The organism is Rugamonas sp. GW822-FHT03B10, assembly GCF_058801745.1.
The window spans coordinates 301,575-324,825 of sequence record NZ_JBXANP010000003.1 but is presented as its reverse complement, the minus strand read 5'-3'; the positions used below and the strand labels follow the sequence as shown (position 1 = coordinate 324,825).

Sequence of the window (23,251 nt, the reverse complement as noted above, 5' to 3'; positions counted from 1 at the left end):
GTGGCTTACGGTGCAACGGGCGCCTGCGGCAAAGATGCGAGCGCTGCCGCGACGTAGACCAGCGGCGCATTCCAGTTGATCGCAATTTCATTGCTCGCATAACTGCAGACATCGTCCAGATAGGATCGCGCCGCCAGGTGCGACGGGTAGGCCTGCGCACATTCCCGCTGGTCCTGTTGCCCCGGTTGCGGGCCGCCGACCAGGAAGCCCGGCACCGGCGCGGCAACGTGGTCCGCTTGCGAGGGCCGGTGGTGTGGGTGCAGTGGCGATCGACTGCCGAACCCGGTGACGAAGGCATAGCCAGTCGCATTGCGACCGAGCACATAGTCGAACGCCGACTGCGCCGCATCCAGGTAGGCGCGCTGGCCACCGAGGCGATAGGCCTGCAGCAGCATGATGGCTTGATTGAGCGCCACCGCGTTGCTGCCCCAGATAAAATCGGCTTGCTGCATCGCGACCGCGTAGGCCGAGTGCTTGCGGACCGCCAGCAATGCATCGGCTAGCGTCATGATGCGATTGGCGATCAGTGCCCGGTCGGCGATGGGGCTGAGACCGTCGCGGTGATGTGCCAGCGAGATCCAGGCGAGGCTGCCCACATCGTCCCATGCCGGCACCGTGGCCGGGGTAGCGGCCGGCGGCATGGCAAGGTAGTAGCTGTCGTCGGCCGTGCTGATATAGAGTTCCGCCGCCGCCCACATGAACTCGTCATCGAGTATGGCATCGCCGTATTCGCCGGTGACGATATCGGCCGGCTGGCGGTATACCTGGTCCGGATGGGCCCGCGCCCAGGCCCATGCCGCCTTGGCGGCCGCCAGCATTTTCGCCGGCAGTCCCGGCAGCTTGTCCTGGTAGGGGCGCAGTACGCGGCTGGCGCTGGCCATCACGGCGGCAAAGTCGAGCGTCGCCGCCGTCGTTTTCTGGACCACGTAGCGCGGGCTGACGGCCTGTTCCGGCATCACCATGGGATCGAAGGTTTTGTTCGTCAGCTTGTGATAAACGCCACCATCGTCCGGATCCTGCATCGACAGCATCCACTCCAGATTCCAGAGCGCTTCGTTCAATATGTCCGGAATGCCGTTGCCCGATTCGGGGAGATTGACTTGCTGCGCCTGGAAGTACGCCGGGAAATGCTCATAGGCGGCCAGCAGCGTATAGGTCGCGATGCCGGAGTTGACCATGTATTTGTTGTAGTCGCCCGCGTCATACCAACCTTTGGGGCTGGCGATGACCGTGCCCTCGGGGCGCGCGGCGGAGGCCGCGGAGCGGTGCACCAGTACCTGCGTATCGGGATGGCCGGCCGCGCGCGCGTACGCGCCGGCGTACCGCGCCGGCAGGGCAGTGCTGGCACGGTTGAAGTAAAAGGCCTTGAGCGCGGCCTCGCTGAGCGCGCGGTAGACATCCGTGCCGATGGTAAAACGCGTGGAAACGTCCAGCCCGTCGACCTTGATCTGGTAGTCGCCCGGCGCGGTCAGGCCTGAAAAATCCGCCAGGCTGACCATTTCACCGGACGGTGCCCAGTGTGCGGGCGTTCCCAGCATGCCGTGCCAGGCCACCGCGCCGTTCGCGGTGTTCGTGACCGAAAAAACGGTGGCCGGGCTCGCGGGGACCACGGCCAGTTTGGCCGAAGCCGGCAGAAAGCCGAGTTGATTGAGCTTGATGCCGGCTGTGGCGGTGGCGGTGGGCGCGGCGCTTGCCCCGGCAGTGGCGGTCATCGCCGACAACAGGAACGCGCCGGTGGCCGAGCGCCAGCCGGTTTTCCGCCGTGGCGCATCATTCATGCGCAGCCCCCGCCAGCGGCGCCTGTGCCGGTTGCTGCTGCGCCGCGCCTTCCTCCTGGTAGAAGGGCGCGAACCAACATGCCAGAAACGACGGGATGGTCGCGACCATCACGAAGACGAAGTAGCTGACGTAGCCGAGCCGCTGCTGAAGGTGGCCGCTGATCACGCCGGTGACGAGGCCGCACAGGCCCATCAGGCCGGTGCCGAACGCGTAGTGGGTGGTGGCGTATTTACCGGGAGCCAGTTGCTGCATCAGATAGATCATGAATCCCACCGCGCCGAAGCCGAAAAAGAATTTTTCAACCACCACGCCGATGCTGATCGCCAGCAGACTGCTGGGCTGATAGATGCTCATGATCAGGAAAGTGACGTTCGGAATATTCACCGCGCAGCAGAGCAGGAACAGCGTCGCCCGCAGGCCGCGCCGGGCGACGAACAATCCGCCGAGCAAGGAGCCGAGCAGGACGGCGGCCAGGCCATAGGTGCCGTAGATAATGCCGAGCAATTCGTTCGACAGGCCGAGTCCGCCGCTGGCGCACGGGTCGACCATGAAGAACGGCCCTATCTTCTCCAGAAATCCTATGCTGAGCCGGAACAGAAACGCGAACGCGATCATGCGCCACACACCGCGTTTCTGGAAGAAAGTGGTCAGCGCGTTGCCCAGGATGCCTGCCGCGTCGCGGACGCTTGCCGGCGTGTTGGCGGCGCGGGCGCCATCGGGCATGAAGCGGGCATGCCACAGCGCCATCAGGATCGTGATGGCGGCGACGATGAAGAACACGATGCGCCAGGCGTCCATCCATGCCGGGCCGGGTGTGCCGGGGTCATGATGGAACCATTCCGTATGGAGTTTGCCGCTCAGGTAGACCAGACCGCCGGAAGCGACGATCGGCCCGATATTCCAGCTCAGGCTCTGGATGCCGCAATACAGCGATTGGCTGCGCTGGTCGAGCGAGGTGACGTAGACGCCATCGCAGGCGATATCCTGGGTGGCCCCGATCAGGGACAGCAAGCCGAACATGGGCAGCAGCACGACCATGTAACCGGGCAGCGCCATGGCCAGGGCGATGCCGGCAAAGCCGAGGCCGATGACAACCTGCGCGCACAGCACGAAGAATTTCTTGGTGCGGTACATTTCCACGAACGGCGCGAACAGTGGCTTGATGGTATAGGCAAGAATGAGCATGCTCGAGTATTGCGCGGCCTTGCCATTGTCCATGCCCAGGTTCTTGAACATGATCGCCGTCACGCTGGTGAGCATCACATAGCACAGCGCCATGGTGAAGTAGCCGCTGGGCACCCAGAGCAGCGGAGAAACCGCCCGGTCAGCTGCGCGCATGGTGGTGCTCCATTTCGTTGGTCATAAGGTGTGATCCTACATTGGTGTCGGCCCTATCGGCCAGCAGGGGTGGCCCCCCGGCGCGAAAATCCAGCTGCATAGCGTTCTCCCGATTGCTGTGTTGCGTAGTGGGCGAGATTCAGGCCAGCGCTTGTCGCTGGGCGGTGATGAAGTCGCGGTACCAGGTGGCGCTGTCCTTGAGCGTGCGCTGTTGCGTCGCGTAGTCGACATGGACGATGCCGAAACGCTTGGCATACCCGGAATTCCATTCAAAGTTGTCCAGCAGACTCCACAGGAAATAGCCGCGCACATCGACCCCTTGCTCCATCGCCGCGGCCAGCGCGGCGAGGTGCTGGCTGATATAGGCGATACGGGCACTGTCCGGCACCCGGCCATCGATCAGCTGGTCCGCGTTGGCCATGCCATTTTCGGTGATGTAGATGGGGGGCAAGGCATACTCGCGCTTGAGCGCCAGCAGCAGCTCGGTCAATCCCTGCGGGTAGATTTCCCAGCCCATGTCGGTGTAACCCTGTCCGCCCTGCGGCGTGCGCGGCGGCGTTTCGGCGCTGCAGTAGGCGCGGAAATAATAATTCACACCGAGGAAATCGAGCGGCTGGCCGATGATCTCGAAGTCGCCCGCCAGGACTTCCGGTCCATCCTCGCCATGCGCGCGCAAGGCCAGTTCCGGATAGCGCCCTTTGAAGATCGGGTCCATGAACCACTGGACCGAGCGCGCATACTCGAGTTCGGCCATGGCGCGGTCGGCTTCCGACGAGGTGGCGGGGTCGGCGGTCCACTGGTTCAGAACGATGCCCAGTTTGGCCGTGGTGCCCGTTGCACGCATCGCCTGCATGGCCAGCCCGTGGGACAGCAGCAAGTGATGGGATACCTGGATCGCCGATTTCTTATCGGCGACGCCGGGCGCGAATTGGGCATTGCCATAGCCCAGGTTGGCGCTGCACCAAGGCTCGTTATGGGTGGCGATGGCGTCGATCCGGTCGCCGAAGCGGCGCGCCACTTCCGCCGCGTAATCGGCGAAACGATAGGCGGTATCGCGATTGAGCCAGCCGCCGCGATCCTGCAATGCCTGGGGCAAATCCCAATGGTAGAGCGTCAGGTGCGCGCCCAGTCCTTTTTCCTGCAAGGCGTCGAGCAGGCGGTCATAGAAATCAAAACCGGCTTCATTCCAGGCGCCCCGGCCCTCGGGCTGCACGCGTGACCACGCCATGGAAAAACGGTAGGCGTCGACGTTGAGCGAGGAGATCAGATCGACATCGTCGCGATATCGGTGATAGTGATCGCAAGCCACGTCGCCGGTGCCGCCATCGATGATCTTGCCGCCCTGGTGGCAAAAAGTGTCCCAGATCGACGGCCCCTTGCCGTCTTCCGCCCACGCACCTTCGATCTGGAAGGCGCTGGTGGCGACGCCCCAGGTGAAATCGGTGGGGAATGGATGTCGTTCTCTCATGGTTTGTGTCAGTGTAAGGTGATGGAAAAAAGGCGCGCAGGTGCGCTGCGCGCGTGCTGGCCGCGCGCAGCGTCCTCCGGTCGAACCGCTTCCGCCACAGGCGGAGCGGTGCTCCGTGGCTTAGAAGTCGAAGCCGGTGTTGATGCCAAAAGTGCGGGGCGGCAGGTATTGCGCGAGCCAGACGTTGCCGCCGTTGGAGGCGCTGGTCTTGACGTTGACATCACCCGCATTGCGCACAAAGGCGTCGATCCACCAGTTCTTTTTGCTGTAGCGCAGCCCCAGATCGGTGCGGGTGTACGCTTGTTGCTTATCGCCGTCGCCCAGATTGAAGACGCTGAGCCAGGACGAGGTTTCGTAGTGGGTGCTGATGCGCGGCGTCAACGTGGCCTCGTCGTTCAGATGGACCGTGTGCTGGTACATCAGTTGCAGCGAGAATTTGGGCGAATGCGGCATGGTGTTGCCGGTCACGTCGAGGCAGGTGCTGATGCCCGGGATCGTGCACACCGGCAAGGAGTAGTCGTTCGAGCCGGCGCCGCGCAGCGTACCGAGCACCGCGTGGGTCCAGGCCAGCGACGCCTGGAGCTTGTCGTCCTTGCTGAGTTTGGCGGCGATTTCCGACTCGAAACCATATACCGTCGCGCCTTCGGCATTGCTGGTGGCCAGCGAATGGGAGCCGTCGGGGTTGGTCACCGGCGAGCTGAACTGGAAGTCCTTGAATTTCGAGTAGTACAGCGCGTTGTTGATCCTCAGTGCCCCGCCCATCAGCGTGCTCTTGGAACCGATTTCATAGTTGGTCAGGGTTTCCGCGCCGTAGGGCCGGCCGCCGTCCTGCAGGCCGCCCGATTTGTAGCCGGTCGAGACGCTCGCATAGACCATGTTATTGCGGTCGATATCGTAGCCGATGCGGGCCAGGCCGGTCGTCTTGTGGCCGGTGAACTCGCCGTCATTCGATGGCACGCTCGGGTTGTAGCCCTGGCCCGGTTTGGTCGGATCGATACTCGGGCTGACCGGCACCTGTGGCACCGACGCGTCGTAATTCCAGGTGTAGCCATTGCCGCCGACGTTGGTGCGCTTGTCGGAGGTGTAGCGCAGGCCGCCGGTCAGGTGCAGGCTGTCACTGACGTTCCAGGTCGACTGGCCGAACAAGGCGGTCGAGGCCACCGTTTCCTTGGGCTGGATGAAGGAACCCTGCCAGACCACCGTGCCTTGCTGGGTGCCGTTAAAGATGGGAATGTCGAAGCGCATGCTGTTCTTTTCGGCGCCGTAGTACAGGCCGAGCTGCCAGTCGACTGCCCGCTTGCCCACCGATTGCAGCTCCAGTTCATGGCTGTAGTTGACGTAGTGCGATGACACCGTGTTGTTGGCCTGGTAGGTGGCGCCGGTGGCGAAGCTGGTCGGGATGTTGGCGCCGCCGTCGGCGTCGAACGTGGACGCGCCGCTAAAGCGCGAATAGCCGGCGATGTAGGTCAGCATGGCCGCGTCGTTGAGGCTGTATTCGAGGCGGCTGCGGAAGGAATTGGTGTCGCGCGTGAGCGATGGGGCGGTATCGATCAGGGCCGACCACTTGTCCTGGCCGGGGCGCTGGTTCTGCAGCAGGTTCATGCTGAGCGTGCCGCGGTCGGCGAAGTTCTCGTAGGCCAGGTTCCATTTCAGTTGCGCTGTCGGCTGCCACAGCAAACTCAGGCGCACGGCGCTCTGGTTTTGCGCGCCATACTTGGGGCCGTCCGTGACGAACAGGTTCGGGTTGATCGGCTGGAAACTGGCCAGCGTGCCGCCGCTGGCCAGATAGGCTGCCTGCTGGCTGGCCACGGAGGGGACGGGCAGCTTCTGGAAATCGACATAACCGTCGTGCTGCTCGTGGACGAAGGCGATGCGCATCGCCGCCGTGTCGCTGAGCGGCACGTTCACCGCGCCGCGCGCGCCCAGCCGGCTGTAGCTGCCGGCGCCCATTTCGACGTTGCCGCTGCTGTCGCCCAGGACCGGCTTCGCCGTCTGCATATTGACCGCGCCGACCGACGAGTTGCGGCCCCACAGCGTGCCTTGCGGGCCGCGCAGCACTTCAATGGCGTCGAGGTCGAACAGCAGCGAGGTCGCGCCTTCCGGACGCGGCGAGTAGATGCCATCGACGAAGGAGGCCACTTCCGGGTCCGCGTATTCGGTTTTGGCGCTGTCGTTGCCGATGCCGCGCAGGGTCATCGTGATGACGCCATGATCGCCTTCGCTGGTGGCCTGGAAGCCGGGGACCAGATTCACCACATCCTGGATGGTCTGGACATGGTTATCCGCCAGGGCGTTGGCGTTCAGGGCCGTGATCGCCACCGGGGTGCGCTGCAAGGGCGTGGCGCGTTTGGTCGCCGTGACGATGATTTCCTGAATGGCGTTGGCGTCTTTCGCGGCCGGCGCGGGGGCAGGGGCGGCTGCTGGCGCCGGTTCCTGGGCCTGTGTCTGTGCCTGGGCCGTCGTCATGCCGGCCAGCAGCGTCAGGATGGCGAATTGAATCGGGGATGCCGCCAGGGGGCGGCGCGGCGGTGCGGAATGGGTCATCTTGTCTCCAGATGGAATTATTGGATTTATTGGATTTTGATCTTGCCGTTTGTTTCACTGTGAATTGATCTCGTTGGATTGAAATCGGTTTCATCTGTCGTGAAATCGATTTCATAATACATTTGAAAAAACTCGGATGTCAAACGAAAAAATCGCGGTCCGGATAAATTTCATCGTCAAGGCCGCCGTATCAAGCCGCGTGGCGGCAGGCGCGCATGGGGGGCGGGCGCGCCTGCGGCGCCGCTGTTCCCGGGGCGATGCATGCTGTCCGTCATGTATCGGCACCCCGCCGGAGGCCTTGGCGGACTGATTTCAGAAACCGGTTTCATGGTATGCTGTCGCAGGGCGTGGTCTTGCCGCGCCAGCTCTCGTGCACATAAGGATCCATGAAGACAGATACGAAGAATGCGACAACGACGACCGTCTATGAGGTTGCGCGCGTGGCCGGGGTGTCGCCCGCGACGGTTTCCCGGTTCCTGAACGGCACGGCCAAGATCTCGGACGAGAAGCGCGCCAGCATCGAAAAGGTGATCGAGCAGCTCAATTACAAGCCGAATGTGCTGGCCCAGAGTCTGAAGATGGGCAGCTCGCGCACCATCGGGGTGCTGACGCAGTCGCTGGTCAGCGGCTACTTCAATGAGGCGATGACCGGGATAGACGAGGCGATGAAGGATGCGGGCTATGTCCCGCTCATCATGTCCGGCCACTGGCATGCCAGTGAAGAAGCCGAGCGCGTTGAATTGTTGATCGCGCGCCGCGTCGACGGACTGGTCATTTTGACCGGCAATATGAGCGATGCGCAAATTCTGCAATATTCGCGTCGGGTACCCATCGTGGCGTTCGGCCGCAAACTGGAAGGCAAGCAGGCCTTCGGATTTTGCCTGGACAATTACCAGGCCGCCTGCGACGCCGTTGACTACCTGATCGAACAGGGGCACCGGCGCATCGCCTTCATCGAGGGGCCACCGGACCAGGAAGATGCGCGGGCCCGTCTGGCGGGCTATCGCGATACGCTGGCGCGCCACAATATCGAGGTGAATCCGAAATTGATCGTGCCGGGCGATTTCCAGGAATCGGGAGGCCTGTTGGCGGTCAACCAGTTGCTCGAAACCGGTCAACGCTTCAGCGCCATCTTTGCCGGCAATGACCTGACCGCCTATGGTGCCCGGCTCGCGCTTTACCGGCGCAACATCCGCGTGCCGGAAGATGTGTCGATCATCGGCTTTGACGATTTGCACAGCTCCATGTGCACGACACCGCCGCTGACAACGGTACGCCAGCCATTGTTCGATGTCGGCATATGTATCGGCCAGATCATGCTGAAGATGATCAACCATGAAAAATTCACGGTCGATATTCCGGCGCTCAGCCTGGTCGTGCGCGAGTCCGTCAGGCGCATCAGCTAGCAGCCGGTCTCAGTCCTGTTTCAGCACCGGCACGGCGGGCGTATCGCTCGCCTCCAGGTGCGCCAGTTCCTCCTGATCGAAACGTTCGGCGCGCAGTTGCGCCAGTGTCGCCGCGCGCCGTTCGGACGTGTCGTCGCCGCGCGCGGCCACGTGGGCACGCTCGACGCGATACGCTTGCACACGCCGCTGCCATGCCGTCTCCGCCTGTTCGCGTTCGGCCATTTGCGCCGCAAGTTGCGCGTTGACGCGTTGCGCGCGCAAGCGGTACACGGCCTGTTCGTCCGCTCCCTGCTGACGCAGCGTGCGCACCTCCGCTTCCAGTTGCGCCAGCGCGGTGGGGGAGGCCGGCGCGTCCACCACGGCGGGAACGGCGGCATCGCGCCGCGCAGCAGCGGCAGCGGCAGCGGCCGGCGCGGGTGGTGCGAATGGTGCGGATGGCGCGAGTGGCGTGGCCTTGACGAAGGCGAAGTAGTTATCGTGATCCACAACGACCGTGCGTTCGGGTGCGGCCGCCGGCCATGCCGCATACAGCAGCACAGCCAGGCCGGCCGCCCCGGCGCAGGCGTGGGGTAAGCCTGGGCCGGGGTGCATGGTTACAGCCCGAAGATGATGCCGGCGATGTTGTCGTAGATCGGGTAGACGCCGGATGCCGGTTGCAGCCAGCCGATCACGTCGAAGTGGTCATACGCGCCGTAGTAACCGAGGTAGTTCCAGGTGCCGCGCACGGAGCTGCCGTTGTAGTTGCGCACGGGCTGGCCGGCGGGCGCCTTCATGCTCACCGTGTTGACCACGCCGTCGTTGGGGAACCAGCTGCTGTCGATCAGCACGCGGCTGGCGTCGGTCTGCGTGTACGAGCCCATGCCGCGTTGCAGGATGGACGGCACCACCCATTCGCCGGCCGTGTTCTTGGTGAAGAAGATCATGTCGTCGCGCGCGTACTGGTAGCTGCTGCTCTGGAACGGCGCGATGATGCGGTCGGTGCCGTTGCAGCACCAGCTGCCTTGCTCCGTGGCGTCGCTGCCGATCGAGTAGTAATAGACGTTGGGCGAGGTCTGCACCCAGCCATTGAGTTCGCGCGCGCCATCGGGACCCAGATCCCACTGGGCCGAATCGTGATTGGCCAGTTGCCAGAACGGCGCACCCTGGGTGCGGGTGATGAAGTCGCTGATCGATTCGGCCGGTCCCTGCGCGAGACCGAACTGTTCGAGGCGGAATTTGTAGACCGGGTTGGTGCTGCCGCCGAGGCCCGCCACCTGGACGATCTGGCCAGCCAGTTCGGACACCTTGGGCACGTAGTCCACGATCACGTCGCGCAGCGTGGTGCCGTTGTGCGGCGTGGAGATGGTGGTGGCGCTCTTGACCCAGCCCACCTTGCCTCCCGCGTACAGTTCACCACCTCCCTCGTTGCCGTTGGGCGAGCCGTTCTCCATCAACTGGATCATGGTGCGGATGGTCTGGCCGCCCTGGCTGTGCGAGATCAGGTGGATCGGGTGGTTGGCGTCCCACGCCGGATACAGCGCCAGCGGATAGTGATTGGGATTGTTGTTCGGATCGGCGGCCCAGCATTTGCCGGCCGGCGTCTGGATCGCGCCGAACGCGGCGTAGTTGGCCGTGTGTTTGGCGCCATAGTCGGCGCAGCCACCTTTGATCTGGTAGTACAGCTCGACCGCGCGGTCCCAGTTGGAGCTGACCGGCCCCACGCCGGCCACGTAGACCTGGTGGTTGGCGCTGGTCAGGTGGCCGGCGATGTCGTTGGTGCCGCCCCAGTACAGGAAGCCCGTGCCTTGCAGTTCATCGGTGCCGAAGCCGAGGAAGCCGTGCACCATCACCACCGGATAGTTGTTGGCGGCTTGCGCCTGCGGCATGGCCAGGCAGGCCGCCGCCATCGTCAGTTGCGCCACGTGGCCCGCCGCTTGCACTACGATCCTACGCATCATGTTGTCTCCAATGTTGGTGTTGTGTTTGGGGTGAGATGATTTCAACACGAATGCGGCGCGCGTCCGGCGCGCACGGCCGTTCGCGGCAAGCCAACCGCATGGCCGCGCAAGCCACGCCGGGGCGGGCGTCGCGCAGGCATTGCATGCGCATTGTGGGCACGCTACAACAGGCGCGCAGCATCTTAACCGACCAGCGGTAACAAGGGCCATGCATCGCCACATTGAATGCTGCGGCAGATCAAAGGCAGTGCTCGCCAGCGGCCTAGCATGTCTCCATGGTGGCCGCGACGGCACCCCGTCCGGGGTGGGCGGCACCGATGCGGGAGGGGCGCCATGACCGTCTTTATTGATACCAGCGGCACGCCGGACATCGCGTTCGGCGACCTGTTCACGGCCACCGGCAGCGACAGCGGCCTCGGTGAGGTCAACGTCCCGACCGACAGCACCGTGTTCCAGGTCACCTACATCGAAACGGCCGGCGCGCCGGCCACGGCGGACCGGATCAACCAGCTGGTCAACACGGACTTCGGCGTGCCGATCGTGATCAGCGCGCTCAACGACGGCACCGATCCCATCACCGGCATCGACCTCAAGACGGTGGCCGGCGAGACCTACATCGACAGCAGCAGCGGCAGCGCCATCGTGCGCGTCGTGTACGACAGCAGCCAGTGCCTCGGTTCCGGCTTCTTCGTGTTCGATGTGAACGGCAAGCAGATCACCTTTCCCGGCCCGGTGCTGCTGTACCACGAACTGTCGCACGCGCTGCGGGCCGCCACCGGCACCACCCAGAGCAACGACGAGATTCCAGCCGAGACGGACGAGAACGTGCTGCGCAGCCAGGAGGGCCTGTGCCTGCGCGACGTGAACAACCACGGCGGCGGGTGCGGCGCCGGCGACACCTGCGGCGGCACCGTCAACGGCTGCTTCATCGTCTCGGCCACCACCGGCTCGGCGGAATCCGAGGAGGTGCGGCGGCTGCGGGCATTGCGCGAACTGGTGGCCGGCACCACCAGCCTGGGCGCCACGCTGATCGACCGCATCTACGACGAGTACTACCAGTTCAGTCCCGCCATCGCGGGCCGCCTCGGGCAGGACGCGCTGGCGCGCCAGGCCGTGCTGCTGGTGGCCGTGCGGCCGCTGCTGGCCTGGTACACGCTGGCCGGCGTGCTCGCCTTCGACGGGGAGGGTTTCGGCGCCGAGCAGGCCATGCGCGACCTCGAACGGGCCTGCCCGCGCTACCTGGGACGCACCTCCGTGGCCGGTGTGCTGGCCGGGCTGCGCGCCGGGCGGCCGCTGCCCGACAACATGCCGCCGCTGCTGCAATCGTTCGCGGAAGACGTGCGCAAGGCGGCCACACTGCCGCATGCCGGCTGGGCCATCCTCGATCCGCTGGCGCGGGCCTGGGGCGTGGCCGGGGCGCGACGCGACGTGCGGGCCGAGGTGGCGCAATGGCTGGCCGACGCGCCGCTCGACAAGCTGGCCCGGCCCGCCGACGCGCTGCTCGACGGCGAGCTGTCGGCATTGGCCGGCCTGTTCGATTTCCGTCCCGAGGCGCGGCGCGCGCTGGGCGCGCGCCTGACGCTGGCCTGGCCGCAAGCCATCAGCGCGCTGGCGCGGCATGGTTTCATTTGAACCGAGGTGCATGATGACGATCCAACCGTTGAAGATACTGGGCGCCGAACTGCAGCGGCGCAGCGCCGAGGCCCTGAGCGCGGCCGCGCCGTGCGACCGCGAGCCGCGCCAGCTGCTGGTGGAGGTGGATAACCCCGGCGCCGCGCCGCTGCACGTGTGGACCAGCCGGCGCGCCTACGAGTACGACGCCACCAGCGGCGTGCTGACGTTGTACCTGACCGAGCGCACGCCGGCGCTGCCCGACACCATCAAGATGATCTCCGACCACCCGCGCACGCCGACCCAGGTCGAGGTGCCCGCGCACAGCCGCGCCAAGCTGGCGCTGGGCGTGCCGGCCGTGATCCGGCGCCGGGTGCCGGGCAAGGGGCTGGGCATGGCGTTCGTGGAGGAGGCCATCACGCGGATCGACCAGGTCGATCTGCACATCCAGTTCGCGGACGCGCCATTCTCCAAGCCGGCCGACGCGACGCCCGAGGAACACCGCCAGCGCCTGCGCACGCAGGGTGAGCTTGCGCGGGCCACCATCAGTCCCACCGGAACGAAGGAGTAAGCACCATGGCATCCATCGACGACGTATTCCACCAACTCCAGGCGGTCAACACCAACCTGTCCACGCTGCACGCGGACGGCATCGCCGAGACCAACGCCACCAACCAGGTCAAGAGCAGCGTCGACATGGTCGATGCCGACGTCAAGGCCGGCTTCAACGCCACCGTCAACGGCCTGACGACGATCGCGCAGATCGACATCGAGGCGGTCAAGCTGCTGTTCCACCTCACGCAGCAGACCGACACGGTGATCTGCACGCTGGAGAACATCTCGCGCAACACCTGCGCCATGCTGACCCAGATGACGATGCAAACGCAGCTGCAAAAGCGCATGGCCGACGACTTGGACGCGATCCGCGCCATGGAGGAGGCAGAGCAGCCGGCGGCGGCGCTGGAGCGCACGCGGCTGGCCGCGCTGCAGGCCGAGGTCGAGCGCTGCTGCCCGCCGCAGCAGACGCCGCCCGCCTGCACCTATCAACCATGCCCGAAGGTGGAACCGGCCAAGATGCCGGATCTGCCCAAGGTGGGCGGCGGCAACCATCCGCCCGGTATCAACTAGATTCGTCGTTCCCGCGCAGGCGGGAACCCAGGCATTGCCTGAATTCCGCCCATGCCGCGCTTCCGATCATGCGGCGTATGGGTTCCCGCCTGCGCGGGAACGACGTTTCGCGAGGTACCGCTGAGATCACAACCGCCAGCCCGCGGGAATCCGAACATGACCATCTTTCTCGACCTGGCGGGCCAGACGGCGACCGCCTTCAACAATTTCGACGTGGTGTCCGGCCAGAGCGGCGGCGTGGGCCTGCTGGACGTGGTGGGCGACGCCACCATGAAGCAGCTCACCTACGACGACGTGAGCGGCCAGCCGCCCACGGCGGACCGACTGAGCGCGCTGGCCAACACCGACTTCGGCGCGCCCATCATCGTCACGGCGCTCAACGGCGGCAACGATCCGTACAAGGGCAACGACATCACCGGCAACGCCCAGGCCTACACGGACCACAGCCCCGGCCACCTTGTGATCCGAATCGTGTATGACGTGAGCCAGTGCTGCGGCAAGGGCATTGTGGCGCGCAACAATAATGGCGACAGCATCACCGTGCCCAACCCCGTGCTGCTGTACCACGAGATGGCGCACGTGTTCCTGGAGGTGAACCACTTGCCGGACGTGGAATCGACCGTGATCGGCGACGAGAACGTGCTGCGCGCCCAGCTGGGCCAGTGCCTGCGCAATGTGAACGACCACGAAGGCGGCTGCGGCGACGGCAGCGATTGCGGCGGCAGCGACGGCGGCGCCGACAGCGGCCCGCCGCCGGGCGGTTGCGCGGCCGGCACCACGACCGTGTGTTTTGTCGTGTCGGCCGCCACCGGCTCGGCCCAGTCGGACGAAGTGCACACGCTGCGCCAGTTGCGCGCGCGCGTGGCGGCGCGCTCCGTGCTGGCGGCGCGGCTGATCGACACCGTGTACGCCGAATATGCGCAGTTCAGTCCCGCCATCGCCAACCGTATCGAGGCCGATGTGCTGGCGCGGCGTGCCGTGCTGCTGGCCGTGGTGCGGCCGCTGCTGGCGTGGTACGCGCTGGCCGGCACACTGGCCTTCGACGGACGCGGCGAAGCGGCCAGGCGCGCCGCGCGCGCGCTGGCCGCAGCGTGTCCCCGCTACGTGGGCAGCGCGCTGCTGGTGGACATGCTCGACTGCCTGACGGGGGGACGCCAGCTGCCGGCGGCCGTCTCGCCGCTGCTGCGCGGGCTGGGACCGGAACTGCGCAAGGCGTCCGGGATGCGTTGCGCGCGCTGGGCCGTGTTCGATCCGCTGGCGCGGGCGTGGCGCGCGGCGGCCGGCGGAACGCATGCGGCGCAAGCGGTCGATATGGTGGAGGAGGTGGCGCAGTGGCTGGCGCAGGCGCCGTTCGAGTTGGTGGACGGCATCGCGCCGCCGTCGCACGGGGCGCCGTCACATGCCGGCGCGGTGGATGAGGACTGGCTGGCGCTGGCCGGCCTGTATGCATTTCAGCCGGCCGCGCTGCGGGCGCTGGGCGCCCGGCTGGCGGCGGCGTGGCCGCAGGCGGGCGCCATGCTGGCGCGCTGCGGCTATCGGTGACGCCCGCTCAGGCGTCGACCTCGGCGCCGGCCAGGAAGCCGGCGATCATGTCGTTGATGCTGGCCGCGTGGGTGATGGGCGCCATGTGGCCGCCTTGGGTCTGCGCGGCCACCGCGTTGGGCAGGCCGGCGGCCAGTTCTGCGGCCAGGCGGCGCGTGGAGGCCGGACTGGCGGCGCCGGACAGGACCAGTGCCGGCATCGTCAGCGCCTGCAGGTCGGCCAGTGTGGCCGGCTCGCCCAGCAGGGCTTCGAAGTCCAGTTTGACCTTGGCGATCTGCGACGTGAAGCGTTGCTGCTGCGCGGCCGGCAGCGTATCGAACACCCCCTCCCGGTTCCAGTAATCGATGAACACGCGGGTCGCGTCGTGCGGGCTGGCGGCGCGCTCGATGGCGCGCACCACCGTCTCGATCTCGCGCCGCGCCGGGTCGGCCGCCGGCAGCAGGTGGAAGGCCACCGGCTCGAACACGGTCAGCGACAGCACCCGTTGCGGCATCTGGCGCGCCAGGCGCAGGGCCGTGGCGCCGCCGTACGAGTGCCCCACCAGATGGAACGGTTCGCCCGGCGCCAGACGGGCCGCGATGGCGGCGTTGATGGCGTCCACCTCATGGCCCAGCGTGTAGGGGCCATCCACGGCGGGGAACGGCGACTTGCCGTAACCGAGCAAATCCACGGCGATGCAGCGGAAGCCCGCCTCCTGGCGCGCCATCAGGTCGGCCCACTGGGCGCGGGAACTCATGGAGCTGTGGAGCAGGACGAGGGCGGGCCGCGCGTCCGGCGGCGGGGCGGTGTTGATCATGGCGGGCGGGTGAAAAAACAAAGCGGGCATTATACGCGCCGTCCGGTCATACCGAAATCGATATCAATTTTGAAATAAATGTCATTAGTCCGACATTTACCTTTCTCCTACCATCTCTGAACAGTAACGGCCGATACAGGCCGGTGGGGCGTGCCTGACGATCCCGTTGGCGGCGCCAAGAATGAAAAAACCTCAAGGAGACAGGTATGACTTTCACCCGCAGATCCATCCTGGCCGCAGCCGTCCTCGCCGCCTGCGCCGCTTCCCCGTTGACCGCGTTCGCGGCCAAGCCGCTCGTCATCGGCTTTTCGCAAGTGGGCGCGGAGAGCGAATGGCGCACCGCCAATACCGTCTCGATCAAGGACGCGGCCAAAAAGGCCGGCGTGACGCTCAAGTTCGCGGACGCCCAGCAGAAGCAGGAGAACCAGGTCAAGGCGATCCGCTCCTTCATCGCGCAGAAGGTCGACGTGATCGCCTTCTCGCCGGTGGTCGAATCGGGTTGGGACACGGTGCTGCGCGAGGCCAAGGCCGCCAAGATCCCCGTGATCCTGACCGACCGCGCCGTCAACGTGACGGACGACTCGCTGTACGTGACCTTCATCGGCTCCGACTTTGTGGAGGAGGGGCGGCGCGCCGGCCGCTGGCTGCTGGAGCACGCGAAGAACGCCGCGCCCGACGGCAGCGTCAACATCGTCGAACTGCAAGGCACGGTCGGTTCGGCGCCGGCCATCGACCGCAAGAAGGGCTTCGAGGAAGTCATCGCCGCCAATCCCAAGTTCAAGGTGATCCGCTCGCAGACGGGCGACTTCACCCGCGCCAAAGGCAAGGAGGTGATGGAGGCGTTCCTGAAGGCGGAGGGCAGGAAGATCAACGTGCTGTATGCGCACAACGACGACATGGCCATCGGCGCCATCCAGGCGATCGAGGAGGCGGGACTGAAGCCGGGCGTCGATATCACCATCGTTTCGATCGACGGCGTGAAGGGCGCGTTCGAGGCCATGATCGCCGGGAAGCTCAACGTCACCGTGGAGTGCAGCCCCTTGCTGGGCCCGCAGCTGATGCAGATCGCCGCCGACGTGGTGGCTGGCAAGGCTGTCCCCAAGCGCATCACCACGCAGGAAAGCGTGTTCCCGGCCGAGATCGCGGCGCGGGAATTCCCGAACCGGAAATACTGAGACGCCATGGGCTTGTCCTCGCGTGACAACGGCGCAGCTCCAGCACCAGCGCCGGTGCTGGAGCTGCGCGGCATCTGCCAGTCCTTCCCCGGCGTGAGAGCGCTGAACGACGTCGCGCTGCGCCTCTACCCGGGCGAAGTGCATACGCTGATGGGGCAGAACGGGGCCGGGAAATCGACCCTGATCAAGGTGCTGACCGGCGTGTACACGCCCGACCAGGGCGAGATCCTGCTGGACGGCCGGCCGATCCGTCCGGCCTCCACGCTCGATGCCCAGCGGCTCGGCATCAGCACCGTGTACCAGGAAGTGAACCTGTGCCCCAATCTGTCGGTGGCGGAGAACATCTTCATCGGCCGCTATCCGCGCAAGTGGGGCGCGGTCGACTGGGGCGCCATGCGGCGGCAGGCGGATGAACTGCTCAAGCGCATGCAAATCGAGGTGGACGTGACGGCGCCGCTGGCGCGCTATCCGCTGGCGATCCAGCAGATGGTGGCCATCTCGCGCGCCATCAGCGTGTCGGCGCGGGTGCTGATCCTGGACGAGCCCACGTCCAGCCTGGACGAATGCGAAGTCGACCTGCTGTTCGACGTGCTGCGCGCGCTGCGCGCGCAAGGCATGGCGATCCTGTTCGTCACCCATTTCCTGGACCAGACCTATGCCATCTCGGACCGCATCACCGTCATGCGCAACGGCGAGCGCGAAGGGGAGTATGCGTGCGCCGACCTGTCGCGCCTGGCGCTGGTGAACAAGATGGTGGGCGCGCCGGCCGACGCCGGCGCCGGTGAAACGGATGCCGCCGCCACCACCGATCCCGGCGCGCCGGTCCGCACCGACGGCACGCCGTTCCTGCGCGCGCGGGGCCTGAGCCGCAAGGGCGCGCTGGCGCCGCTCGACATCGACCTGCACCGGGGCGAGATGCTGGGCCTGTGCGGCCTGCTCGGCTCGGGCCGCACGGAAGCGGCGCGGCTGCTGTTCGGCGCCGACCGGGCCGACGGCGGCACCATCGCCGTCGACGGCGAGGCGCGCAGCTTCCATACGCCGGGCGACGCGATCGCCGCCGGCGTGGGCTTCTGTTCCGAGGACCGCAAGCACGAAGGCGCGATACTCGACCTGAGCGTGCGCGAGAACATCGCGCTGGCCTTGCAGGCGCGCGCCGGCCTGCTGCGCGCCATTCCCCTGCAACGCCAGCAGGCGCTGGCCCGGCAGTACGTGCAGGACCTCGGCGTGAAGACGGCCAGCATCGAAACGCCGATCGGCTTGCTCTCCGGCGGCAACCAGCAGAAGGTGTTGCTGGCGCGCTGGCTGGCCACGGCGCCGCAGATGCTGATCCTCGACGAACCGACGCGCGGCATCGACGTGCGCGCCAAGCAGGAGATCATGGACTACGTGGCGGCGCTATGCCGCAAGGGCATGGCGATCCTGTTCATCTCGTCCGAACTGCCCGAAGTGCTGCGCTACAGCGACCGCGTGGTCGTCATGCGCGACCGCAAGGCGTGCGGCGAATACCGGCGCGGCGCGCTGGACGAAACCTCGGTGCTGCAGGTGATCGCAGCGGGAGAACATTGTGCATGAAATTCTGACTCCGCCAGCGGCCGATGCGCGCCTGCTGGCATCGCGCGGCCCGCGCGCGGCCATGCCGGCCCTGTCGTCGCTGGCGGCGGCGTGGGCCGGCCATCCGCTGGTCCGCCCGGCCGCCGCGCTGGCGCTGCTGCTGTTGCTCGACCTGCTGCTGGTGCCGGACTTCTTCCAGCTCACGCTGCGCGACGGCCACCTGTACGGCAGCCTGATCGACATCGTCAACCGCGCCGCCCCGCTGATGCTGGCGGCGCTGGGCATGACGCTGGTGATCGCCACGCGCGGCATCGACATCTCGGTGGGCGCCGTGGTGGCCATCAGCGGCACGGTGGCCGCCATGCTGATCGGCGGCACGCTGACGATAGACCACGGCGTGCCGCGCTACGTGAGCAATATGCCGATGGCGTGGGCGCTGTGCCTGGCCATGGGCGCGGCCCTGTTGTGCGGCGCGTGGAATGGCTTGCTGGTGGCGGGACTGGGTCTGCAGCCGATCGTGGCCACGCTGATCCTGATGGTGGCGGGGCGCGGCCTGGCCCAGTTGCTCACGGACGGGCAGATCGTCACCGTCTACTACCCGCCGTTCTTCTTCATCGGCGGCGGTTATCTGTTCGGCTTGCCGTTCGCGCTGTACCTCGTGGCGGCCGTGTTCCTCGTCACGGCCCTGTTGCTGCGCAAGACGGCACTGGGCCTGTTCATCCAGGCGGTGGGCGTGAACCCGGTGGCGGCCCGGCTGGCCGGGGTGCGCACGGCCACGCTGGTGTTCTTCGTCTACCTGTTCTGCGGCGCGTGCGCCGGGCTGGCCGGGCTGATGATCAGCTCCAACATCAAGAGCGCGGACGCCAACAACGCCGGCATGCTGCTGGAACTGGACGCCATCCTGGCCGTCACGCTGGGCGGCACCTCGCTGGCCGGCGGCAAATTCAGCCTGCTGGGCGGGGTGCTGGGCGCGCTGATCATCCAGACCCTGACCTACACCATCTACTCGCTCGGTTGGCCGCCGGAAGTGAACATGGTGCTCAAGTCGGTGGTGGTGTTCCTGGTGTGCCTGTCGCAATCGCCGGAGGCGGGCCGGTTGTGGCGGCGCTGGTTCCCGATCAAGGTGAAGGGAGGCGCGGTATGAACGGGCTGACACTGCGCGGGCGGGCCTGGCTGGCGTCGCCGTACTTCACCTCCGCGGCCACGCTGCTGTTGCTGGTGCTGCTGCTGGGCGCGGGCGGCATCGCGTATCCGGGCCTGCTGGCGCCGCAGGTGCTGCTCAACCTGTTGATCGACAACGCCTTCCTGCTGGTGATCGCCGTCGGCATGAGCTTCGTGATCCTGTCCGGCGGGATCGACCTGTCGGTCGGCTCGGTGCTGGCGCTGAGCACCATGGTGGCCGCCACGCTGCTGCACGCATGGCACGTGCCGCCGCTGCTGGTGATCGTGCTGGTGCTGGCGCTGGGCGCCGGCTTCGGCGCGGCCATGGGCGCGCTGATCCACTACTTCCGGCTGCAGCCGTTCATCGTCACGCTGGCCGGCATGTTCCTGGCGCGCGGCCTGTGTTATCTGATCAGCATCAACTCGATCACCATCGACGATCCGCTGTTCGTGCTGATGTCGCGCACCCAGCTCGCCGTGCCCGGCGGTTATGTCTCGCCGGGCGTGGTGGTGGCCTTGCTGGTGCTGGCGCTGGCCATCTACGTGGCCCATCGCACGGCGTTCGGCCGCACCGTGTACGCGATCGGCGGCAGCGAACAGTCGGCCCGGATGATGGGCTTGCCCGTGGCGCGCACCAAGGTGCTGATCTACGCATGCAGCGGCGCGTGCGCGGCGCTGGCCGGGGTGCTGTTCGCGTTCTACATGCTGTCCGGCTACGGCTTGCACGCGCAGGGCACGGAGCTCGACGCGATCGCCGCCGTCGTCATCGGCGGCGCCTTGCTCAGCGGCGGCTACGGCTACGTGGCCGGCGCGCTGTCCGGGGTGCTGGTGCTGGGCACGATCCAGACCCTGATCGCGTTCGACGGCACCCTCAGCTCCTGGTGGACCCGGATCGTGATCGGCGCGCTGCTGTTCCTGTTCTGCCTCGTGCAGCGCGTGCTGGCCATGGGGGCGGCGGGGCGGGCGGGGCGGCTGTCCTGAACAGGCGGCGGCCCGCGCGGCCGCCAGTGCCGGCCGCCTGTCCCGGCCACCTGTCTCGGGCACGCAACGGCGGGTGGCGGCCCGCGCCCGGGCGGCCGCCGGGAAGAAAACTTGGCGTTTGACAACGTCCGCTGCCTTGATGATACTCTCAGGATACAACGAGACTGGCGAGGCGAGCGATGGGACGATGGCGGCTGTTGATGGCATGGATGCTGGTCGCCGCGTGCGCCGCTTGCCGTGCCGACAACGGCGTGGAACCGGAGGTGATCCGGATCGGCATGGCCAACGCCCTCAGCGGCCCGGCCGCCGGCCTGGGCTTGCAGTTGCGGGCCGGCGCCCATGCCTATCTCGACAAGATCAACGCGGCCGGCGGCGTCAATGGCCGGCGCATCGCCCTCGTCAGCATGGACGATGGCTACGACCCCCAGCAGACCGTGGCCGCCACCCGCACCCTGCTGGACGTGCACAAGGTGTTCGCCCTGTTCGGCTACGTGGGCACGCCCACCTCCACCGCCGCCGTGCCGCTGGCAGCGCAACGCGGCGTGCCCTATCTGTTCCCGTTCTCCGGCGCGGAGTTCCTGCGCCATCCCGTGCAGCCGGTGGTGTTCAACCTGCGCGCCTCCTATTACGACGAGGCCGAGGCGCTGGTGGCCCACGCCACGGCCGGCCATGCGGAAGCGCGCATCGCCGTGTTCCTGCAGGATGACGAATTCGGCGAGGCCGGCAAGGCCGGCGTGCTGCGCGCGCTGCAAAAACGCAACCTGAAGCTGGCGCAGGAGGTGCGCTTCCAGCGCAACACCGTCGACGTGGGCGCGGGCCTGGACAAGCTGCTGCGCCAGCCGCCCGACACCGTGATCTTCATCGGCACCTACCGTCCGCTGGCCATGCTGCTGCGGCGCGCCCGCGCGGCCGGGCTGAAGTCGCGTTTCATGGCCGTGTCGTTCACCGGCACCAGCGAATTGATCAAGCATGCGGGCGTCGATGGCGAGGGGGTGATCCTGAGCCAGGTGATGCCGTCGCCGGCCGACGCCACCGATCCGCTGGTGCGCCAGTACCAGGCCGACGTGGTGCCGGCCGCGCGCAACTACGGTTCGCTGGAGGGCTATGCGGACGCCATGCTGCTGGTGGAGGCGCTGCGCCGCAGCGGCAACGAGCCGACCCGCGCCCGCCTGCTGAAGGCCCTGGAGCAGTTGAGGATGACACTGGGCGAGAACCCGGTCGCCTTCAGCGCGCATGAGCACCAGGGCTGGAGCCGGGTCTACCTGACCCAGGTCCAGGACGGCGCGGCCGTGCCGCTGCGCCCGCGTTAGCGGCGGGGCGCGGTCCGAGCAAGCGGCGCGGCGCGCGATGGCGCGCCTACTCGCTTACTTGCGCGCTCACAGGCGCGCTGAGTGGTGCGCTCAGTGGCGCGCCGTGTGCAGTTGCTTGTGCAGCTTGCGCAGGAACAGCCAGACCCCGGCCATCACCAGCGGCACCATCAGCCCGGTCAGCAACTCGGGATTGACGGGCAGGTTGGCCGCCTTCAGCGCCTTGCCCGCGTAGCCCACCAGTCCCAGCGAATAGTAGGAGATGGCCATCACCGACAAGCCCTCCACGGCTTGCTGCAGGCGCAGTTGCTGGGCCGAGCGGGTGTCGAGCGATTGCAGGATCTGGCGGTTCTGGCGTTCCTGCTCGATGCCGACCCGGGTGCGCAGCAGGTCGTTGCTGCGCGCGATACGGGTGGCCAGCGCCTCCTGCCGGCGCGCCACCGAGGTGCAGGTGTGCATGGCCGGGGCCAGCCGCCGGCCCATGAATTCCTCCAGCGTGGGCATGCCTTCGATGCGCACTTCGCGCAGCTCCTGGATGCGGGCCTGCACCAGGCTGAAATACGCCTGCGCGGCGCCGAAGCGGTAGCTGTTGTTGACCGACAGTTCTTCCACGCGCGCGGCCAGGCGGGTGATGCGGTGCAGCAGCTGCTGCTCCTCCTTGCTGTCGCGCGCCACGGCGGTGGTGGACAGGTCGTGGTCGCTCTGCACCAGGGTGGCCGTCAGTCCGGCCAGTTCATTCTCGACCGCGCTCAGGGCCGGCTGGGTCGCTTCGGCCAGGGGCAGTGCCAGGAGCGCCATCATGCGGTAGGTCTCGATCTCCAGCAGCTTGCCCACCAGGCGGCCGGCCTGCGATTCGCGCAGCGTGCGGTCGCGCACCACGAAGCGCGAGAAGCCGTCCGGCTGGATCAGGAAGTCGGTCCAGATCTCGCCGCCGTGCTCCACGCCGCTGCCCACCAGGTTGCCCTGGAATAGTTCGCGCATGGCGGCCACGTCGGCCGGCTGGTCACCGTCGCCGTTGGTCAGCGCCACGTGGGCCGCCACGATGATCTTGCCGTGCAGGCTGGCCAGCCATTCCTGCGGCACGTGGCGCAGCGGCGGCTGGCGGAACGCGTGGCGCCAGTCGGCCCCCGGCTGCGCCTGTTCGACGAAGGTGTAGGTGGCGAACTCGGTGTGGCATTCCCACTTGAGGCGGAAGCGGCCGAAGTCGTGGTAGAAGTAGCGCGCCTGCGGGTGCGGCACGGCCACGCCGAAGTGGCGGCACAGCTCCTGCAGGATCGCGTGCTGGGCCGCGCGGTGGTTGGCGCCGGCCGTGGCCTCCTGCGGCGCGTACAGCGCGAAGTGGGTCAGCGTTTCCGGCGCGTCGAGTTTGAGGAAGGGGCGCGAGTGGATCTCGGCCGCCAGCGGCACGCGCAATGCGTGGTTGAGTTTGGCGAAGTCGGTGTGGTCGCGGTAAGCGTCGGACATGGGCGCACCAGGGAGGTCGAATGGATGGGTGCGAAGCAGTATATCGGCCCATCCAGACGGGCA

Annotated in this window: 18 protein-coding genes; 10 read left to right on the top strand and 8 right to left on the bottom strand. The window is 66.8% G+C overall.

Features of this window, described 5'->3' with window-relative positions:
• Positions 1-5 precede the first annotated feature (5 nt).
• The 4 genes from AC1RQG_RS07415 to AC1RQG_RS07400 form a co-directional block, all read right to left on the bottom strand.
• On the bottom strand, positions 6-1,778 hold the full coding sequence (locus AC1RQG_RS07415; protein ID WP_493129845.1) for a glycoside hydrolase family 9 protein: 1,773 nt from the start codon (positions 1,776-1,778) through the stop codon (positions 6-8).
• A complete protein-coding gene (locus tag AC1RQG_RS07410) occupies positions 1,771-3,117 on the bottom strand; it encodes an MFS transporter (RefSeq protein ID WP_493129843.1) in 1,347 nt (448 codons plus the stop codon). The genes AC1RQG_RS07415 and AC1RQG_RS07410 overlap by 8 nt, the downstream gene beginning before the upstream one ends.
• A gap of 139 nt (positions 3,118-3,256) precedes the next feature.
• On the bottom strand, positions 3,257-4,585 hold the full coding sequence (locus AC1RQG_RS07405; RefSeq protein ID WP_493129841.1) for a GH1 family beta-glucosidase: 1,329 nt from the start codon (positions 4,583-4,585) through the stop codon (positions 3,257-3,259).
• Positions 4,586-4,705: 120 nt separating this feature from the next.
• Complete coding sequence (locus tag AC1RQG_RS07400) at positions 4,706-7,129, bottom strand: TonB-dependent receptor (RefSeq protein WP_493129839.1); 2,424 nt, start codon at positions 7,127-7,129, stop codon at positions 4,706-4,708.
• Positions 7,130-7,515: 386 nt separating this feature from the next.
• Here AC1RQG_RS07400 and AC1RQG_RS07395 point away from each other — a divergent pair, with 386 nt between their 5' ends.
• Entirely contained in the window at positions 7,516-8,535 is a 1,020-nt protein-coding gene (locus AC1RQG_RS07395) for a LacI family DNA-binding transcriptional regulator (RefSeq protein ID WP_493129838.1), read from the top strand.
• A gap of 9 nt (positions 8,536-8,544) precedes the next feature.
• Here AC1RQG_RS07395 and AC1RQG_RS07390 read toward each other — a convergent pair whose 3' ends face one another.
• Positions 8,545-9,126 (bottom strand): lipase secretion chaperone, encoded by a 582-nt coding sequence (locus tag AC1RQG_RS07390; RefSeq protein ID WP_493129836.1) that lies wholly within the window; start codon positions 9,124-9,126, stop codon positions 8,545-8,547.
• Positions 9,127-9,128: 2 nt separating this feature from the next.
• A complete protein-coding gene (locus tag AC1RQG_RS07385; RefSeq protein WP_493129834.1) occupies positions 9,129-10,472 on the bottom strand; it encodes an esterase/lipase family protein in 1,344 nt (447 codons plus the stop codon).
• A gap of 333 nt (positions 10,473-10,805) precedes the next feature.
• Here AC1RQG_RS07385 and AC1RQG_RS07380 point away from each other — a divergent pair, with 333 nt between their 5' ends.
• The 4 genes from AC1RQG_RS07380 to AC1RQG_RS07365 all read left to right on the top strand — a co-directional run bounded on the left by AC1RQG_RS07380 (position 10,806) and on the right by AC1RQG_RS07365 (position 14,753).
• Positions 10,806-12,104, top strand: coding sequence for a hypothetical protein (locus AC1RQG_RS07380; RefSeq protein ID WP_493129832.1), 1,299 nt, complete (start codon positions 10,806-10,808; stop codon positions 12,102-12,104).
• Positions 12,105-12,114: 10 nt separating this feature from the next.
• The gene (locus AC1RQG_RS07375; protein WP_493129830.1) at positions 12,115-12,654 is read left to right on the top strand and encodes a hypothetical protein; all 540 of its coding nucleotides are present in this window, start codon (positions 12,115-12,117) and stop codon (positions 12,652-12,654) included.
• Between the two features lie 5 nt (positions 12,655-12,659).
• Complete coding sequence (locus AC1RQG_RS07370) at positions 12,660-13,211, top strand: hypothetical protein (protein ID WP_493129828.1); 552 nt, start codon at positions 12,660-12,662, stop codon at positions 13,209-13,211.
• Between the two features lie 156 nt (positions 13,212-13,367).
• A complete protein-coding gene (locus tag AC1RQG_RS07365; protein ID WP_493129826.1) occupies positions 13,368-14,753 on the top strand; it encodes a hypothetical protein in 1,386 nt (461 codons plus the stop codon).
• A gap of 7 nt (positions 14,754-14,760) precedes the next feature.
• Here AC1RQG_RS07365 and AC1RQG_RS07360 read toward each other — a convergent pair whose 3' ends face one another.
• Entirely contained in the window at positions 14,761-15,549 is a 789-nt protein-coding gene (locus AC1RQG_RS07360; RefSeq protein WP_493129824.1) for an alpha/beta fold hydrolase, read from the bottom strand.
• A 206-nt stretch (positions 15,550-15,755) separates the two neighbouring features.
• On the opposite strand from AC1RQG_RS07360, the gene AC1RQG_RS07355 reads away from it, so the two are divergent.
• The 5 genes from AC1RQG_RS07355 (at position 15,756) to AC1RQG_RS07335 (ending at position 21,727) form a co-directional block, all read left to right on the top strand.
• Positions 15,756-16,724, top strand: a complete 969-nt coding sequence (locus tag AC1RQG_RS07355; RefSeq protein WP_493129822.1) for an ABC transporter substrate-binding protein — start codon at positions 15,756-15,758, stop codon at positions 16,722-16,724.
• 6 nt (positions 16,725-16,730) lie between these two features.
• On the top strand, positions 16,731-18,296 hold the full coding sequence (locus AC1RQG_RS07350; protein ID WP_493129820.1) for a sugar ABC transporter ATP-binding protein: 1,566 nt from the start codon (positions 16,731-16,733) through the stop codon (positions 18,294-18,296).
• Between the two features lie 61 nt (positions 18,297-18,357).
• On the top strand, positions 18,358-19,419 hold the full coding sequence (locus AC1RQG_RS07345; protein WP_493130030.1) for an ABC transporter permease: 1,062 nt from the start codon (positions 18,358-18,360) through the stop codon (positions 19,417-19,419).
• Positions 19,416-20,417: a galactofuranose ABC transporter, permease protein YjfF gene (gene yjfF / locus AC1RQG_RS07340; protein WP_493129818.1), complete on the top strand. Its 1,002-nt coding sequence runs from the start codon at positions 19,416-19,418 to the stop codon at positions 20,415-20,417. Before AC1RQG_RS07345 ends, yjfF begins: the two co-directional genes overlap by 4 nt.
• 200 nt (positions 20,418-20,617) lie before the next feature.
• Positions 20,618-21,727, top strand: a complete 1,110-nt coding sequence (locus AC1RQG_RS07335; protein WP_493129816.1) for an ABC transporter substrate-binding protein — start codon at positions 20,618-20,620, stop codon at positions 21,725-21,727.
• Between the two features lie 90 nt (positions 21,728-21,817).
• Here the strand turns inward: AC1RQG_RS07335 and AC1RQG_RS07330 are convergent, their stop codons facing one another.
• Complete coding sequence (locus AC1RQG_RS07330; RefSeq protein ID WP_493129814.1) at positions 21,818-23,188, bottom strand: DUF3422 family protein; 1,371 nt, start codon at positions 23,186-23,188, stop codon at positions 21,818-21,820.
• Positions 23,189-23,251: the final 63 nt, after the last annotated feature.